Raw genomic sequence first — 14604 nt, 5'->3', positions numbered from 1 at the left:
CCGGCGGCGCTGCCCGTAAGGTTCTCTCGTGACGATTCGGGTGCTGATCGCTGACGACCAGGTGATGATCCGCGACGGGCTCGCGGCGCTGCTGTCCTCCGACCCCGAGATCGAGGTGGTCGGGCAGGCGGGCAACGGGCGCGAGGCCGTGGACCTGGCCCGCGCCCTCGACCCGGACGTGATCGTGATGGACATCCGGATGCCCGAGATGGACGGCCTCGCCGCGACCGCCGAGCTGGTCGGCGAGCCCGCGGGCGACCCCGCCGCGAGCCCCGACCCCGCCGGGCAGCGCCCGAAGGTGCTGGTGCTGACGACGTTCGACCTCGACGAGTACGTGTACGAGGCGCTCGGCGCCGGCGCGTCCGGCTTCCTGCTGAAGGACGCCTCGGCCGCCGACCTGGTGAGCGGCGTGCGCGTCGTCGCGGGCGGCGACGCGCTGCTCGCGCCGTCCATCACCCGCCGGCTGATCGGCGACTTCGCGCGCCGGCGCCGCCACCAGCGCCCGAGCCCCGGCGCGACCGCGGGCCTCACCCCGCGCGAGCTGGACGTCCTGCGCCTCATCGCCCGCGGCCTGTCCAACGCCGAGATCGCCGCCGAGCTCGTCCTCGCCGAGCAGACGGTCAAGACCCACGTCGGCCACGTCCTGACCAAGCTCGCGCTCCGCGACCGCACCCAGGCCGTCGTCTACGCCTACGAGAACGGCCTCGTCGGCTGAACGCGCCCCGGCCCGCCCGCCCGCGGGCCGGGGCAGGGCAGGCCGGGGCGGGGCTCAGCGCGCGGGGTCGAGGACCAGCTTGCCGGTCGTCCGGCGCGAGCGCAGCGCCTCGTGGGCCTCGCGGACCCCGGTCAGGCCGTACTCGCCGCCCGCGACGACGCGCAGTCGGCCGTCGGCGGCCAGCGCGAACAGCTCGCCGAGCGCCGTGCGCATCACGTCGCCGGGAAGCTGGAAGACGTGCGCGAGCCACATGCCCGCGATCGTCGTGGAGTGCGCCATCAGCGCGGCGGGCTGCACGGGCGTCGGCGGCTTGCGCGAGGCCATCCCGTAGAACGCCAGGCGGCCGAACGGCGCGAGCGCCCGCAGGCTCTGGTCGGTGACCTCGCCGCCCGTCATCTCCAGCACGACGTCCACGCGCTTCCCGCCGTTGGCGTCGATGAGCGCGGCCTTCATGTCGGGCTCGTTGGCGTCCACGGCCACGTCGGCGCCGAGGTCGAGGGCGAGGGCGCGCTTGTCCTCGGACGAGGCGGTCGCGATGACCCGCCCCGCGCCCCACGCCTTGGCGAGCTGCACGGCGAGGGTGCCGACGCCTCCGGCCGCCGCGTGCACCACGACGGACTCGCCCTCGGCCAGGTGCACGCTGCGGCGCAGCAGCAGCCACGCCGACGCCCCCTGGACGACCATGCCGAGCGCGGTGACGTCGTCCACCGCGTCCGGGACGTCCCAGGCCATCTCCTCGGGCGCGACGGCCTTCTCGGCGTAGCCGCCGGTGCCGAGCAGCGCGACGACGCGGCGGCCGTCCGGCGTGGTGCCGACGGCCTCGCCGCCGGGGACGAGCGGCAGCGACGCCTTCGACAGGTAGCTGTTCTCGGCCTGGTGGGTGTCGGCGTAGTTGATCCCGGCCCGCGACACGTTGATGAGGACCCGCCCCGGCCCGGCCTCGGGCTCGGGCAGCTCGGTGACGTTCAGGACCTCGGGGCCGCCGAACTCGGTGATCTGCACAGCGCGCATCCGCGCTCCTTCCATCGGATTCCGGATCAGCGGGGACCGGGCACGCCGCGGAACGCGAACGGCGCGGACTCCCGGCCGGGCACGACGAACCACGCCTCGCCCGTCCCCTCCCCGTCCAGGATCGCCATGAACGCCTCGACCACGTCGGCGACGTCCAGGATCGGGAACCCCGTCTCCTGGAGATGCCCCTTCAGGGGGACGATGATGTCGGTGTCGGCGAACGACGGGCACAGCGCGTTCACCCGGACGCCCTCCGCCGCGTGCGCGGGGCCGAGGGCGCGGACGAGCCCGACGACGGCGGCCTTGTTGGCGCCGTAGATCGGGTCGAACGGGGTGGCGGTCAGCGCGGCCATGCTCGCGGTCGCGACGATGTCGCCGCCGCCCCGGGCGCGCAGGGCGGGCAGGGCCGCGTGCGCGCCGTACACGACGCCGTCCACGTTGATGGCCATCGCGCGCCGGTACACCTCGGGGTCGAAGTCGCCGTCCACGCCGCAGCCGCTCGACACGCCCGCGTTGAGGAACGCCACGTCCAGCCCGCCGAACCGGTCGAGTGCCGCCGCCACCGCGGCCTCGCTGTCGGCGGGGTCGCGCACGTCGCAGCGCACGAACGCGCCGTCCAGCTCGCGGGCGAGGGCGCGGCCCGCGTCCTCGTCCACGTCGGCGAGGACGAGCCGGGCGCCGCGCCCGGCCAGCTCCCGGGCCACGGCGGCGCCGATGCCGTTCGACCCGCCCGTGATCAGGGCGACCTTGCCGCTTGCCTCGAAGGCCGTCATCCGGCTCCCTCCGGTTCCCCTCCGCAAGTAACTGACTCGTCAGTTACCATACCGGAATGGACTTCGGTTTGAGCGAGCGGGCCCGGGACCACCTCGGCCGCCTCCAGGACTTCATGGACGCCCACGTCTACCCCGCCGAGCCCGTCTACGCGGCGCAGCGCGCGGAGCTGCGCGCGGCGGGCCGCGAGCACCACGTCCCGCCCGTCGTGGAGGAGCTGAAGGCCGAGGCGCGCCGGCGCGGCCTGTGGAACCTGTTCCTGCCCGGCAGCGAGGACCCGGCGCACGGCCTGTCGGTCACCGACTACGCGTCCCTCGCCGAGATCACCGGCCGCTCCCCCGAGCTGGCGCCGGAGGCCACCAACTGCGCCGCGCCCGACACCGGCAACATGGAGGTGCTGCACCTGTTCGGGACGCCGGAGCAGAAGGACCGCTGGCTGAAGCCGCTGCTGAACGGCGAGATCCGGTCGGCGTTCGCGATGACCGAGCCGGAGGTGGCCTCGTCCGACGCGACCAACATCGCCACCTCGATCGTCCGGAACGGCGACCACTACGTGGTCAACGGGCGCAAGTGGTGGATCACCGGCACCGCCGACCCGCGCTGCGAGATCATGATCGTGATGGGCAAGACCGACCCGGACGGGCACCCGTACCGGCAGCAGTCGATGGTGCTGGTCCCGCTGGACGCGCCCGGCGTCGAGGTCGTCCGGCCGCTGCCCGTCTTCGGCTACCAGGACCAGCACGGGCACTGCGAGATCACGTTCACCGACGTGCGGGTGCCGGTCGGGAACCTCGTGGGCGAGGAGGGCGGCGGGTTCGCCATCGCCCAGGCCCGGCTCGGGCCCGGCCGCATCCACCACTGCATGCGCGCCATCGGCATGGCCGAGCGGGCGCTGGAGCTGATGTGCGAACGGGCCGTGTCGCGCGTCGCGTTCGGCGGGCCGCTCGCCAAGCAGGGAGTCGTCCGGCAGCAGATCGCCGAGTCGCGGATGGCGATCGAGCAGGCCCGGCTGCTGACCCTCAAGACCGCCTGGCTGATCGACAAGCAGGGCGTGCAGGCGGCCCGGTCCGAGGTCGCCGCGATCAAGGTGATCGCGCCGCGCGTCGCGCTGGAGGTCGTCGACCGCGCCATCCAGGTGCACGGCGGCGCGGGCGTCTCCGACGACACCCCGCTCGCCGCGATGTGGGCCGGGCTGCGCACGCTGCGCCTCGCCGACGGCCCGGACGAGGTCCACGTCCGCAGCGTGGCGCGCGCGGAGCTGGGCAGGTACCTCGGCAAATGACGGGGCTGACGGGGGACTCGACACCGGCCGCGGACGCCGCCGCGCCGGACGAAGCGGGAGCGGCGGGCCCGGGCCCGGCCGGCGCGGGGGCGGGGGACGCGGGGCCGGGCGCGCGGCGGCGGATGCCGTACGCCCGGCGCCGCGAGCAGCTCCTCCAGGTGGCGCTGGAGGAGTTCGGGCGGCGCGGCTACCACCTGACGCAGATGGAGCACGTCGCGGCGGCGGCGAGCGTGTCCAAGGCGCTGCTCTACCAGCACTTCGCCTCCAAGGAGGAGCTGTTCGCCGAGGTCACCGAGGCGATCGTCGGCGAGCTGACGGCCCGGCTGAACGAGGCCGTCCTCGCCGAGCAGGACTCCATCGAGGGCGTCCGCGCGATGATCCGGGTGCTGTTCGACTACGCCACCGCGGAGCCGGACGCCTGGGCGCTGGTCATCCGGCACCTCGACAAGGCCGAGGTCGGGCCCGAGCTGCGGGAGCTGCGCGAACGGCTCGGCACCGCGTTCGCCGACCTGCTGCTGCGCCGCCGCCGCGCCGACCCGGCCCTGTCCCCCGCCGCCCTCGCGGTCAACGAGAGCCGCGCGCGACTGCTCGTCCCGCTGATGTACGGGTCGATGCTGTCGATGGTGTCGTGGTGGCTGGAGCATCCCGACACCCCGCGCGAGCGCGCGGAGGGGATGGCGATCGAGTTCATCTGGCTCGGCCTGGACCGGCTGCGGACGGGCGAGCGCCTGGACCGCCCCCGCCACTGACCCGCGGGACGACGGACGGCCGGCGGCCCGGCGGCTTCGCAAAGAATCGGCCAGGGCCGCCCGGGGGCGCGGGCGGGCGGCGGCGCGGCGGTTAGGGTCGGGCGGCGTGACGTCGGAGTCGTGGGAGCCCGCGTCGGAGCCGTGGCGGCCTCCGGAGAGCGGCGACGACGCCGGGGCCAACGAGTACGCGGCGATGGAGTTCGCGCTGCGCGGCGGGTACGCGCCCGGGGTCGGCGACGACGCGTACGCGACGATCGACCTGGCGCTGCGGGTGGGCGAGCTGATGCTCGCGGGCGGGGAGACCGCCGAGGCCGTCGACCTCGCGATCGGCCGGATGACCCGGGCGTACGGGCTGCCGCACAGCGAGGTGGACGTGACGCTCGCGGCGGTCGGCCTGTCGTACCTGCCGCGCGGCGCGGGCCGGCCGCCGGTGACGGCCGAGCGGCGGGTCCGCAGGCGGCTGCCGAACTACACGCGCCTCGCCGCCGTGCACGACCTCGTCGGGGACGCGTCGGCCGGGCGGCTCACGCTCCAGCAGGCCAGGTTCCGGCTCAGCGACATCATCGGCCGCCGCACGGCGTACCCGGGCTGGGCGGTGGCGGGCTCGCTGTCGCTGCTCGGCGCGGCGGGCGCGGTGCTGGTCGGGGGCGGCCGGCTCGCGGCGGCGTCGGCGTTCGCCGCGATCGTCCTCGGCGACCGGACCGGCGCGTGGCTCGGCCGGCGCGGCATCGCCGACTTCTTCCAGATGGCGCTCGCGGCGGCGATCGGGTCGCTGGTGACGGTCCTGCTGGTGTGGACGGACGCGCCCGTCGCGTCCGGCGCGGTCATCGTCGGCGTGGTGATCGCGCTGATCCCGGGCCGGGCGCTGGTGGTCTCGATGCAGGACGGCATCGCGGGCGACCTGGTCACCGGGACGACGCGGCTGGTGGAGGTGCTGTTCGTGATCGCCGCGATCCTGAGCGGGATCGGCGCGGTGATCTACCTCGCGGCGCGGCTCGGCCTGCCGATCTCGCTGGGCGACCTGCCGCAGGCGCCGTCGCGGCTCGCCGTGCCGCAGAGCATCGGCGCGGCGGCCATCGCGGCGGCGTTCGCCGTGTTCCACCTCGTGCCGCGCGCCTACCTCGCGCCGATCGCGGTCGGCGGGGCGGTGAGCTGGACGGTGTTCGTGGAGATGCGGCAGCTCGACCTGCCGTCCGCGCCGGCCACGGCGATCGCCGCGACCGCCGTCGGCGCGGCCGGGACGGCGTTCGCGCGGTGGCGCGGCGTGCCCGCGCTGATCTGCGTCACCCCGTGCATCGCGCCGCTGATGCCGGGGACGCTCATGTACCGGGGGATGGTGGAGCTGACCGGCGGCGACACCGGCCGCGGGGCGCTGGTGCTCGTGGAGGCGCTCGCGACGGCGCTGGCGATCGGCGCGGGCGTCTACATCGGCGCCGAGCTGCTGCGCGTCGTCCGGCCGGCCCGCCGCGTCCTGCGCCCCGCCGCGCGCCGCGTGCGGTCGTGACCGCCGCGGCGGACGCCCGCCCGTAACGATTTCGACTCGGGCGGTTCCGCCGGACGCCGCTTCGGCGCAACGATGGCGGTGTGGCAGCCAGCGGGAGTGGCGCGACGACCAATGCCGGGCGGCTCGCCGCCCGGATCGAAGCCTGGCCGGGGGTCTCCGCCGTCCGGGCCGACTGCGGCGTGGGGATCGCCCTCGCGGCGGGCGGCGGCCAGATCATGCACCTGCACACCGGCGACGAGGCCGAGCTCCGGCTGACCCGCCCGGTGGTCGAACGGCTCGGCGCCGCGCTCGCCGAGTCGGGGCGGGTGGCGATCAGGCCGGGCGGCGACTGGATCGCGGTGCGGCTCGACACCGACTCGGACCTGTCGCTGGTGATGTCGCTCGCCAGCGTCGCGATCAAGGCCAACAGCGATCCCCTGCGGGGCTCGGCGGCGCCGTCCCCCTGCGGGATGGCCGTGGCCAACGGCCGCCGCCCACCCCGAAAACCCGTGCGCTCCTGAACCCTTCGGCGGCATGGACGGCGTCGCCCGCCCAGCGCCTCGACGCGCCCGGAGAGATCGCGTGCTAGAAGAGGCCGACCTGCGGCGAGAGCCCCGGCGTACCTGGAAAGCGGGACCGACAAGCCCGCGCCCTGACATGCCGGCGGGCTTGAAAGCCGGCAGGCCGGAGGAAGACGGGACGCCGAGAAGCCGGCGGCCAGCGGGAAGCAGGCGGGCCGGGGACAGCCGGCGCGGCCTGACAAACCGGCGGGCTTGAAAAGCCTGCAGGCCGGAGGAAGACGGGGGCCGAGAAGCTGGCGCGCCGGGGAAAAGCGGGGGCCGAGAAGCCAGCAGGCAGCGGGAAGCAGGGCGGTTCGGGGAAAGCCGGCGCCGCCTGACGAACCGGCGGGCTTGAGACGCCGACAGGCCGGGGGGCTGCGGAGGCGGGTGGGGCTTGGAAGTCGGACGGGCCGCGGGCGGCGGTCGCGGCCGGGTCCTGGGGGATCCGGTGCGGCGCCGCTCGCGGCCCGTACGGACTGCGTGCGTGCCCCTGGAGGGGCGCGCGGGCCTTAGAGCGGGTAGACGCCCTCGGCCTGCGGGCCCTTCTGGCCCTGGGTGATCTCGAAGCCGACGCGCTGGTTCTCGTCGAGGCTCCGGTAGCCGCTGGAGGTGATCGCCGAGTAGTGGACGAACACGTCAGGGCCGCCACCGTCCGGCGCGATGAACCCGAAGCCCTTTTCGGCGTTGAACCACTTCACGGTGCCTTCGGCCATGCCTGTGTCTCTCCTTCGGTGAAGCTCACCGGCCGCCACCTCGGCGGCTCGGGGCTGCTTGCGGACCTTGTCTCGCGTTCACCGGATCTGCCGGAGAAGCAAAAAACGCCCGCTGTCTTTAATTCCGCGGGCGCTTCGCTGAGCAAACGTTCGAGGAAACTACGACTGCAACGCCTTCATCGTAGCCGATAACCCCCCGTATGAGTCCAGGGTTCTGGGCATCGACACGCCGCTACGCCGAACCGGTGATCGCGGCGAGCGCCTCGGCCGCGCGGTGGCAGTCGTGGAACGTGCAGTACAGGGGCACGGGGGCGAGCCGGACGACGTCGGGCTCGCGCGCGTCGGCGATCACGCCGGCCTCCGCGGCGAGCCGTTCGACCAGCGCGCCCGCGTCCAGGCCGCCCGTTCCCGGGACGCGGACGGAGAGCTGGGAGCCGCGCGCGGCCGGGTCGGACGGGGTGATCACGCTGATCCCGGGGATCGGCGCGAGCCGGTCGGCGAGGTAGCCGGTGAGGCGCCCGCTGCGGGCGCGCAGGGCGTCCATCCCGGCCCGGTCGAAGATCTCCAGGGACGCGAGGACGGGCGCGAGGGCGAGGACCGGCGGGTTGGAGACCTGCCAGGCGTCGGCGGACGCGGGCGGGCGGATCTCGGGCGCCATCTCGAACCGCGTCGCCCGCTCCGTCCCCCACCAGCCCGACAGCTTCGGCACCGAGGCGTCGCGGACGTGCCGTTCGTGGACGAAGCAGCCCGCGACCGCGCCGGGCCCGGAGTTGAGGTACTTGTAGGTGCACCAGGCGGCGAAGTCGACGTCCCAGTCGTGCAGGCGGAGGGGGACGTTCCCGGCGGCGTGGGCGAGGTCCCAGCCGACGACCGCGCCGGCGGCGCGGCCCGCCCGGGTGATCGCCGCCATGTCCATGAGCTGCCCGGTCAGGTAGTTGACGCCGCCGAGCAGGAGCAGCGCGACGCGGGCGCCGTCGCGTTCGAGGTAGGCGACGACGTCCTCGGTGCGCAGGTGCTCCTCGCCGTCGCGGGGCCGCAGCCGCACAACGGCGTCGGCGGGGTCCAGGCCGTGGTGGACGGCCTGGCTCGCGACCGCGTACGAGTCGGACGGGAACGCGGTGTCCTCGATGACGATCCGGGTCCGCTCCCCGGACGGCCGGTAGAAGCTGGCCATCATCAGGTGCAGGTTGACCGTCAGCGTGTTCATCGCGACGACCTCGTGCGGCAGCGCGCCGACGAGACGGGCGGCGGGCTCGCGGAGCAGCTCGTGGTAGTCCACCCAGGGCCGGCGGCCCCGGGTGTGGCCCTCCACGCCGAGCCGCGCCCAGTCGTCCAGCTCCTCGCGGAGCAGCCCGGCGACCGTCCTCGGCTGGAGGCCGAGGGAGTTGCCGGCGAAGTAGGCCGCCTCCGGGTACGCCCCGCCCGGCGCGGGCGGGACGTGGAACTCGGCGCGCAGCGAGGGCACGGGGTCGGACGCGTCGAGCCGCCGCGCCTCCGCCTCGGCGGCCGGGCCCGTGCCGCCGCCCCTTCCGGCCGCCGCCGCGGCCCGCCGCCCGGCGGTCACCGGGCGGAGGCCCCGTCGGCTCGGTTCCGTTCGAGCAGGTCCAGCGCGATGTCCACGATCATGTCCTCCTGGCCGCCGACCATACCCCGGCGCCCGACCTCCACGAGGATGTCGCGGGTGTCCAGGCCGTAGCGGCGGGCCGCGTCCTCGGCGTGCCGCAGGAAGCTGGAGTAGACGCCCGCGTAGCCGAGGGTGAGGGTCTCGCGGTCCACCTGGACGGGGCGGTCCTGGAGGGGCCTGACGATGTCGTCGGCGGCGTCCATCAGCTTGAACACGTCGGAGCCGTGCTTCCAGCCCATGAGGTCGGCGACGGCGACGAACGCCTCCAGCGGGCAGTTCCCGGCGCCCGCGCCCATCCCGGCGAGCGAGGCGTCCACGCGGCGCACGCCGTTCTCGACGGCGACGACGGAGTTGGCGACGCCGAGGCCGAGGTTGTGGTGGGCGTGGATGCCGATCTCGGTCCCGGCGTCCAGGACGTCCCGGTACGCGCGGACGCGGTCGCGGACGCCGTCCATCGTCAGCCGTCCGCCGGAGTCGGTGACGTAGACGCAGTGCGCGCCGTACGACTCCATCAGCCCGGCCTGCTCGGCGAGCTTCTCGGGCGGGGCCATGTGCGACATCATCAGGAACCCGGCGACGTCCATGCCGAGCTCGCGGGCCGTCGCGATGTGCTGGGCGGAGATGTCGGCCTCGGTGCAGTGCGTCGCGACGCGCACCGAGCGGACGCCCAGCTCGTACGCCCGCTTCAGCTCGGCGATCGTGCCGATGCCGGGCAGCAGGAGCGTGGTGAGCGTGGCGCGCTCCATCACCTCGGCGGCGGCGGCGATCCACTCCTCGTCCAGGTGCGCGCCGGGGCCGTAGTTGACCGACGACCCGGCGAGGCCGTCGCCGTGCGCGACCTCGACGGCGTCCACGCCCGCCGCGTCGAGCGCGGCGGCGATCTCGCGGACCTGGTCGACGGTGTAGCGGTGCCGGACGGCGTGCATCCCGTCCCGCAGGGTCACGTCCTGGACGTACAGTTCGTTGCTCACAGCGCGGCCATCCTTTCCGCGACGCGCAGCGCGGCCGAGGTCATGATGTCGAGGTTCCCGGCGTACGCGGGCAGGTAGTGGGCGGCGCCCTCCACCTCCAGGAACACCGACACGAGCTGTCCCTCCCCGCCGGCGAGCGGGGCGAGCGGGTCGTCCCCGGCGACCGGGCGGATCTGCACCCGCTGCTTGAGCCGGTAGCCCGGGACGTACGCGGCGACGTCGGCGATCATCTTGTCGATCGACGCGCGGACCTCGCCGTGGTCGCAGTCGCCGACCACGCAGTACACGGTGTCGCGCATGATCAGCGGGGGCTCGGCCGGGTTCAGCACGATGATGGCCTTGCCCTTCGCCGCGCCGCCGACCTCCTCCAGCGCCCGCGAGGTCGTCTCGGTGAACTCGTCGATGTTGGCGCGGGTGCCCGGCCCGGCGGACCTGGACGCGATCGAGGCGACGATCTCGGCGTACCGGACGGGCGCCACCCGGGAGACGGCCGCGACGACGGGCACCGTGGCCTGGCCGCCGCAGGTGACCATGTTGACGTTCGGGGCGGCGAGGTGCTCGTCGATGTTGACGGCGGGCACCACGTACGGGCCGATCGCTGCCGGCGTGAGGTCGACCAGCTTCTTGCCGTACGGCTCCAGCACCTTCGCGTTGTGCCGGTGCGCTCCCGCCGAGGTCGCGTCGAGCACCACCCGCACGTCGGCGAACTCGGGCATGGCGACCAGGCCCTCGACGCCCTCGTGGGTGGTGGCCACGCCCATCCGGCGGGCCCGCGCGAGGCCGTCGGACTCCGGGTCGATCCCGGCCATCGCCGCGACCGCCAGGTCCTTCGAGGTACGGATCACCTTGATCATCAGGTCGGTGCCGATGTTGCCGGACCCGATGATGGCGACGCGCCGCTCGTCCGTCATGGCCGTGCCTGCCTTCCTTCGTTGGGGGTCGTCCGAACGTTCACGGCGCGCTCCCGGCGACCGGCGCGGCGACCGCGGTGGGCGCGGCGGCGGGCGCGGGCTCGGGCGCGGGGGCGGTCTCGAAGAACGCCCGCGCGTTGCCGCTGAGCAGCAGCTCGCGCTCGGCGTCGTCCAGCCCGGGGCACTCGCGGATCACCGAGCCGGGCTCCTGCTCGCCCAGCGGGAACGGGTAGTCGGTGCCGAGCATCACCCGGTCGGTGCCCATCACGTCCACCAGCAGCCGCAGCGCCCTCGGGTCGAACACCGCCGAGTCGACGTGGAACCGGCGGGTGTACTCCGACGGGGGGCGCGGCGAGTCGGCGCGCACGATGTCGCGGTTGCGCCAGGCGTTGTCGGCCCGGCCGAGCAGGAACGCGAAGCTGCCGCCGCCGTGGCAGAAGCACAGCCGCAGCGTCTCGGGGATGCGCTCGAACGCGCCGGACAGCATCAGGCCGAGGATGCTGAGCTGCGTCTCGGCGGGCATGCCCGACAGCCACGGCAGCATGTGGCCGCGCATCCGGTCGGCGCCGAGCATGTCCCACGGGTGGGCGAGGACGGGCAGGCCGATCCGGGCGCAGTGCGCGAGGAACTCGGTGATGCCCGGGTCGTCCAGGTTGCGGTCGCCGACGTGGTTGCCGATGTGGACGCCGCGGTGCCCGGCCGCCGCGGCGCGGTCGGCGACCTCGCAGGCCCGCGCGGTGTCCTGGAGCGGCACCTGGCACAGCGGCAGCAGCCGGTCGGGGGCGGGCGCGCAGTACTCCAGGATCCGCTCGTTGACCAGGTCGCACCAGTCGGCGGCGCGGGACGGGTCCGCGGAGTATCCGAACATCAGCGGCGTGGACGAGACGGCCTGGACGTCGACGCCCGCGGCGTCCATGTCCGCGAGGCGGGCGGCGGGCTCCCAGAGCCCTTCGACGACCGGCCGGTACTCGTCGTCGCCGCTCATCATCATCCCGGTGCCGTCGCCGTGGACGCGCAGCCACGGCTCCCCGGTGTCGGCGAGCACGCGGCCCTCGTCCCGGGCGAGCCGGGGAAAGACGTGGGCGTGGACGTCGAAGACTGTCACGGATCCTCCGTTGTCGAGCCCGCTCCGCGCCCGCGCGGCGCGGTGGGGCGGGCCGCGGGAGAGGCGGAGCGGGGCGGGGAAGGCGGTCGCGGCGAGGCGAGGCGGCCTCCCCCGCGATTCGGGGTCTGGGGGGCGGTCCCCCAGGCGAACGGGTCAGGCGCCGCGGGGCGCGGTCTTGGGGACCATGTCGTCGGGCCAGTTCTTGCCCGGGTGCACGGCCCCGCAGTTCGGGCAGGTGCGGTCGCCGTCGTAGAACTTCTGGAACGCGGGCGGCAGGTCGTCCACGATCGAGCGGACCTGGAGCTGCGTGCGGTGCACGAGGTGGTGGCACTTCACGCAGTACCACTCGAACGCCTCCTGCACGCCCTCCGGACGGGGCACCTCGACGACCAGGCCGATGGAGCCGGGCACCGGCCGCTGCGGGGAGTGCCGCACGTGCGGGGGCAGCAGGAACACGTCGCCCTCGTTGATCTGCACGTCGACCGGCGGCCTGCCCTCCTCCTCCATGACGCGCAGCACCATGTCGCCCTTGACCTGGTAGAAGAACTCCTCGGTCGGGTCGTCGTGGAAGTCGGTGCGCTGGTTCGGGCCGCCGATCACCATGACGATCAGCCCCGCCTCGTTCCAGACCTGCACGTTGCCGACCGGCGGCTTGAGCAGGTGGCGGTGCTCGTCGATCCACGCCTCGAAGTTGAACGGCTGTCCGAACGACAGTTTCGGCAGGGTCATGGCCGGGCCTCCTCGGATGGGGCGGTGCTCTGCGGGATATGGGCCACGCACGAGATCTCGATGAGCAGATGCGGGTGCGGGAGCTGGTGGACGGCCACGGTGGTGCGGGCCGGGCCGGTCTCGTCGAAGTACTCGCCGTAGACCTCGTTGTAGCCGCCGAAGTCGTTCATGTTGACCAGGTAGGCGGTCACGTTGACGACGTCGGACAGGTCTCCGCCGGCGGCGCGCAGCAGGTCGCGGATGTTCTCGACCACCGCGCGGGTCTGCTCGCGGATGTCGAGGTCGGTGACGCCCATCGGGTCGGCCGAGGCGCCGGCGAACGAGCCGTCCGGCCGCCGCGAGCTCGTCCCGGACACGAACACCAGGTCGCCCGCCCGCTTGAGGTGCGGGAACCGGCCGCGCGGCTTCGCCTTGCCCTGGACCAGGATCGCGTCGCTCATCGCGTCGTCACCTCCACGCTGCCGAGGCCCGCGCCGGTGACGCGGACGTGCGCGCCCGCGGGCAGCGGGACCGCGGCGGTCGCGGCGCCCGCGAGGACGACGTGGCCGGGCTCCAGCGCGATGCCCGCCTCCTGCGCCAGCCGCGCGGCGGCGCGCAGCGAGCGCCACGGGTCGCCGAGGATCGCGGCGGACGAGCCGGTCTGCGCGACGCGGCCGTCGATCTCCATGATCAGCCCGACGTTGGCGAGGTCGCGGGGCGGGTGCCAGGAGCCGAACCCGAACCCGGCGGCGGACGCGTTGTCGGCGATCACGTCGGGCAGCGTGAACTTGAAGTCCTCGTACCGCGAGTCGAGCACCTCGAACCCGACCGCGACGCCGGCGACGGCCGCGCCCGCGTCGGCGGGCGAGCGGACCTCGCGGCCGATCAGGAACGCGATCTCCGGCTCGATCCGGGGGTGGATCAGGGCCGAGGCGTCCACGGTGGACTCGACCACCATCGCGTCGGTGAGCAGGCCCCAGATGACGTCGTCCACGCCCATCTGGACCATCTTGGCGCGGCTGGTGAAGCCCATCTTGACGCCCGCGAGCCGTTCGCCCCGGGCCTTGCGGCGGTCGATGACCTCGCGCTGCACCAGGTAGGCGGTCGCCACGTCGAACGGGTCGCGCTCGGTCAGCTTCGGGATCGCGCGGGCGTCCCGGACGGCCGCGTCGAGCGCGTCGGCCAGCTTCGCGATGTCGGCCATCACTCCTCCTCCGCGGCGAAGGCGACGCGGACGTCGCCGAGGCCGTCCACGCGGGCCTCCAGGACGTCGCCGGGGACGGCGGCGACCATGGGGCCGAGCGCGCCGGTGAGGACGGTGTCGCCCGCGCGGAGCGGGCGGCCGAGGCGGGCGAGGGTGTCGGCGAGCCACAGCGCCGCGTTCAGCGGGTGGCCGAGGCAGGCGGCGCCGGTGCCGGTCGAGACCTGCTCGCCGCGGCGCTCCACGACCATGCCGCACAGGCGCAGGTCCACGTCGGCGAGCGCGACCGGGCGGTTGCCGAGCACGTACATCCCGCACGAGGCGTTGTCGGCGACGGTGTCGGCGAGGGTGATGTCCCAGTCGCGGATGCGGGACCCGACGACCTCGATCGCCGGGAGGGCGAACGCGGTGGCGCGGATCAGGTCGGCGACCGTGTGCCGCTCGTGGACGAGGTCGTGCTCCAGGACGAGCGCGACCTCGGCCTCGGCCTTGGCCTGCATGACGGCCCCGGCGGGGATCTCCGCGCCGTCCGGGACGGCCATGTCGGCGAACAGCATCCCGAAGTCGGGGCTGTCCACGCCGAGCTGGCTCTGGACGGCCTTCGAGGTCAGGCCGATCTTGCGGCCGGCCAGCCTGCGCCCGTCCGCGAGCCACCTCTCGGTCAGGCGCTCCTGGACGGCGTACGCCTCGTCCGCCGTGGTGATCAGATCGCGGACGGGGGCGCACGGGACGCCCGACGCGTACGCGCCGAGGATGCGCTCGGCCGCCGCGTCGATCGTTGAAATCGCTGTTTCGGTCAC

At 74.5% G+C, this 14604-nt stretch carries 16 protein-coding genes; 5 read left to right on the top strand and 11 right to left on the bottom strand.

Annotation, left to right across the window (positions count from 1 at the left end):
• The first annotated feature begins 28 nt into the window (after positions 1–28).
• Positions 29–715 (top strand): response regulator transcription factor, encoded by a 687-nt coding sequence (locus GEV43_RS36535; protein ID WP_160825312.1) that lies wholly within the window; start codon positions 29–31, stop codon positions 713–715.
• Between the two features lie 54 nt (positions 716–769).
• On the opposite strand, the gene GEV43_RS36530 is transcribed toward GEV43_RS36535, so the two are convergent.
• Together GEV43_RS36530 and GEV43_RS36525 are read right to left on the bottom strand one after the other, a co-directional pair.
• On the bottom strand, positions 770–1726 hold the full coding sequence (locus GEV43_RS36530) for an NADPH:quinone oxidoreductase family protein (RefSeq protein WP_160825311.1): 957 nt from the start codon (positions 1724–1726) through the stop codon (positions 770–772).
• 26 nt (positions 1727–1752) lie between these two features.
• A complete protein-coding gene (locus tag GEV43_RS36525) occupies positions 1753–2499 on the bottom strand; it encodes an SDR family oxidoreductase (protein WP_160825310.1) in 747 nt (248 codons plus the stop codon).
• A 56-nt stretch (positions 2500–2555) separates the two neighbouring features.
• Between GEV43_RS36525 and GEV43_RS36520 the strand changes: the two genes are divergently transcribed.
• From GEV43_RS36520 to GEV43_RS36505, 4 genes are all read left to right on the top strand, one after another.
• A complete protein-coding gene (locus GEV43_RS36520) occupies positions 2556–3779 on the top strand; it encodes an acyl-CoA dehydrogenase family protein (RefSeq protein WP_160825309.1) in 1224 nt (407 codons plus the stop codon).
• A complete protein-coding gene (locus tag GEV43_RS36515; RefSeq protein WP_160825308.1) occupies positions 3776–4528 on the top strand; it encodes a TetR/AcrR family transcriptional regulator in 753 nt (250 codons plus the stop codon). Before GEV43_RS36520 ends, GEV43_RS36515 begins: the two co-directional genes overlap by 4 nt.
• 106 nt (positions 4529–4634) lie before the next feature.
• Positions 4635–6032 (top strand): threonine/serine exporter family protein, encoded by a 1398-nt coding sequence (locus tag GEV43_RS36510; RefSeq protein WP_309240126.1) that lies wholly within the window; start codon positions 4635–4637, stop codon positions 6030–6032.
• A gap of 80 nt (positions 6033–6112) precedes the next feature.
• Positions 6113–6532: a luciferase family protein gene (locus GEV43_RS36505; RefSeq protein WP_160825307.1), complete on the top strand. Its 420-nt coding sequence runs from the start codon at positions 6113–6115 to the stop codon at positions 6530–6532.
• 548 nt (positions 6533–7080) lie between these two features.
• On the opposite strand, the gene GEV43_RS36500 is transcribed toward GEV43_RS36505, so the two are convergent.
• From GEV43_RS36500 to GEV43_RS36460, 9 genes are all read right to left on the bottom strand, one after another.
• A complete protein-coding gene (locus tag GEV43_RS36500; RefSeq protein ID WP_131889351.1) occupies positions 7081–7284 on the bottom strand; it encodes a cold-shock protein in 204 nt (67 codons plus the stop codon).
• Positions 7285–7516: 232 nt separating this feature from the next.
• Positions 7517–8848 (bottom strand): kynureninase, encoded by a 1332-nt coding sequence (gene kynU, locus GEV43_RS36495; RefSeq protein ID WP_160825306.1) that lies wholly within the window; start codon positions 8846–8848, stop codon positions 7517–7519.
• Complete coding sequence (gene dmpG / locus GEV43_RS36490; RefSeq protein WP_160825305.1) at positions 8845–9879, bottom strand: 4-hydroxy-2-oxovalerate aldolase; 1035 nt, start codon at positions 9877–9879, stop codon at positions 8845–8847. Before dmpG ends, kynU begins: the two co-directional genes overlap by 4 nt.
• On the bottom strand, positions 9876–10790 hold the full coding sequence (locus GEV43_RS36485) for an acetaldehyde dehydrogenase (acetylating) (protein ID WP_160825304.1): 915 nt from the start codon (positions 10788–10790) through the stop codon (positions 9876–9878). The genes dmpG and GEV43_RS36485 overlap by 4 nt, the downstream gene beginning before the upstream one ends.
• Before the next feature lie 40 nt (positions 10791–10830).
• On the bottom strand, positions 10831–11895 hold the full coding sequence (locus tag GEV43_RS36480) for an amidohydrolase family protein (RefSeq protein WP_160825303.1): 1065 nt from the start codon (positions 11893–11895) through the stop codon (positions 10831–10833).
• A 153-nt stretch (positions 11896–12048) separates the two neighbouring features.
• The gene (locus GEV43_RS36475) at positions 12049–12624 is read right to left on the bottom strand and encodes a 3-hydroxyanthranilate 3,4-dioxygenase (RefSeq protein WP_160825302.1); all 576 of its coding nucleotides are present in this window, start codon (positions 12622–12624) and stop codon (positions 12049–12051) included.
• On the bottom strand, positions 12621–13064 hold the full coding sequence (locus tag GEV43_RS36470) for a RidA family protein (RefSeq protein WP_160825301.1): 444 nt from the start codon (positions 13062–13064) through the stop codon (positions 12621–12623). The genes GEV43_RS36475 and GEV43_RS36470 overlap by 4 nt, the downstream gene beginning before the upstream one ends.
• The gene (locus GEV43_RS36465; RefSeq protein WP_160825300.1) at positions 13061–13807 is read right to left on the bottom strand and encodes a 2-keto-4-pentenoate hydratase; all 747 of its coding nucleotides are present in this window, start codon (positions 13805–13807) and stop codon (positions 13061–13063) included. Before GEV43_RS36465 ends, GEV43_RS36470 begins: the two co-directional genes overlap by 4 nt.
• On the bottom strand, positions 13807–14604 hold the full coding sequence (locus tag GEV43_RS36460; protein ID WP_309240125.1) for a fumarylacetoacetate hydrolase family protein: 798 nt from the start codon (positions 14602–14604) through the stop codon (positions 13807–13809). Before GEV43_RS36460 ends, GEV43_RS36465 begins: the two co-directional genes overlap by 1 nt.

Origin of the sequence: Actinomadura sp. J1-007 (assembly GCF_009793335.1) — a bacterium.
Lineage (GTDB): Bacteria > Actinomycetota > Actinomycetes > Streptosporangiales > Streptosporangiaceae > Spirillospora > Spirillospora yumaensis.
Note: the sequence above shows the minus strand (reverse complement) of the source record. Positions and strands in the feature narration are given on the sequence as shown.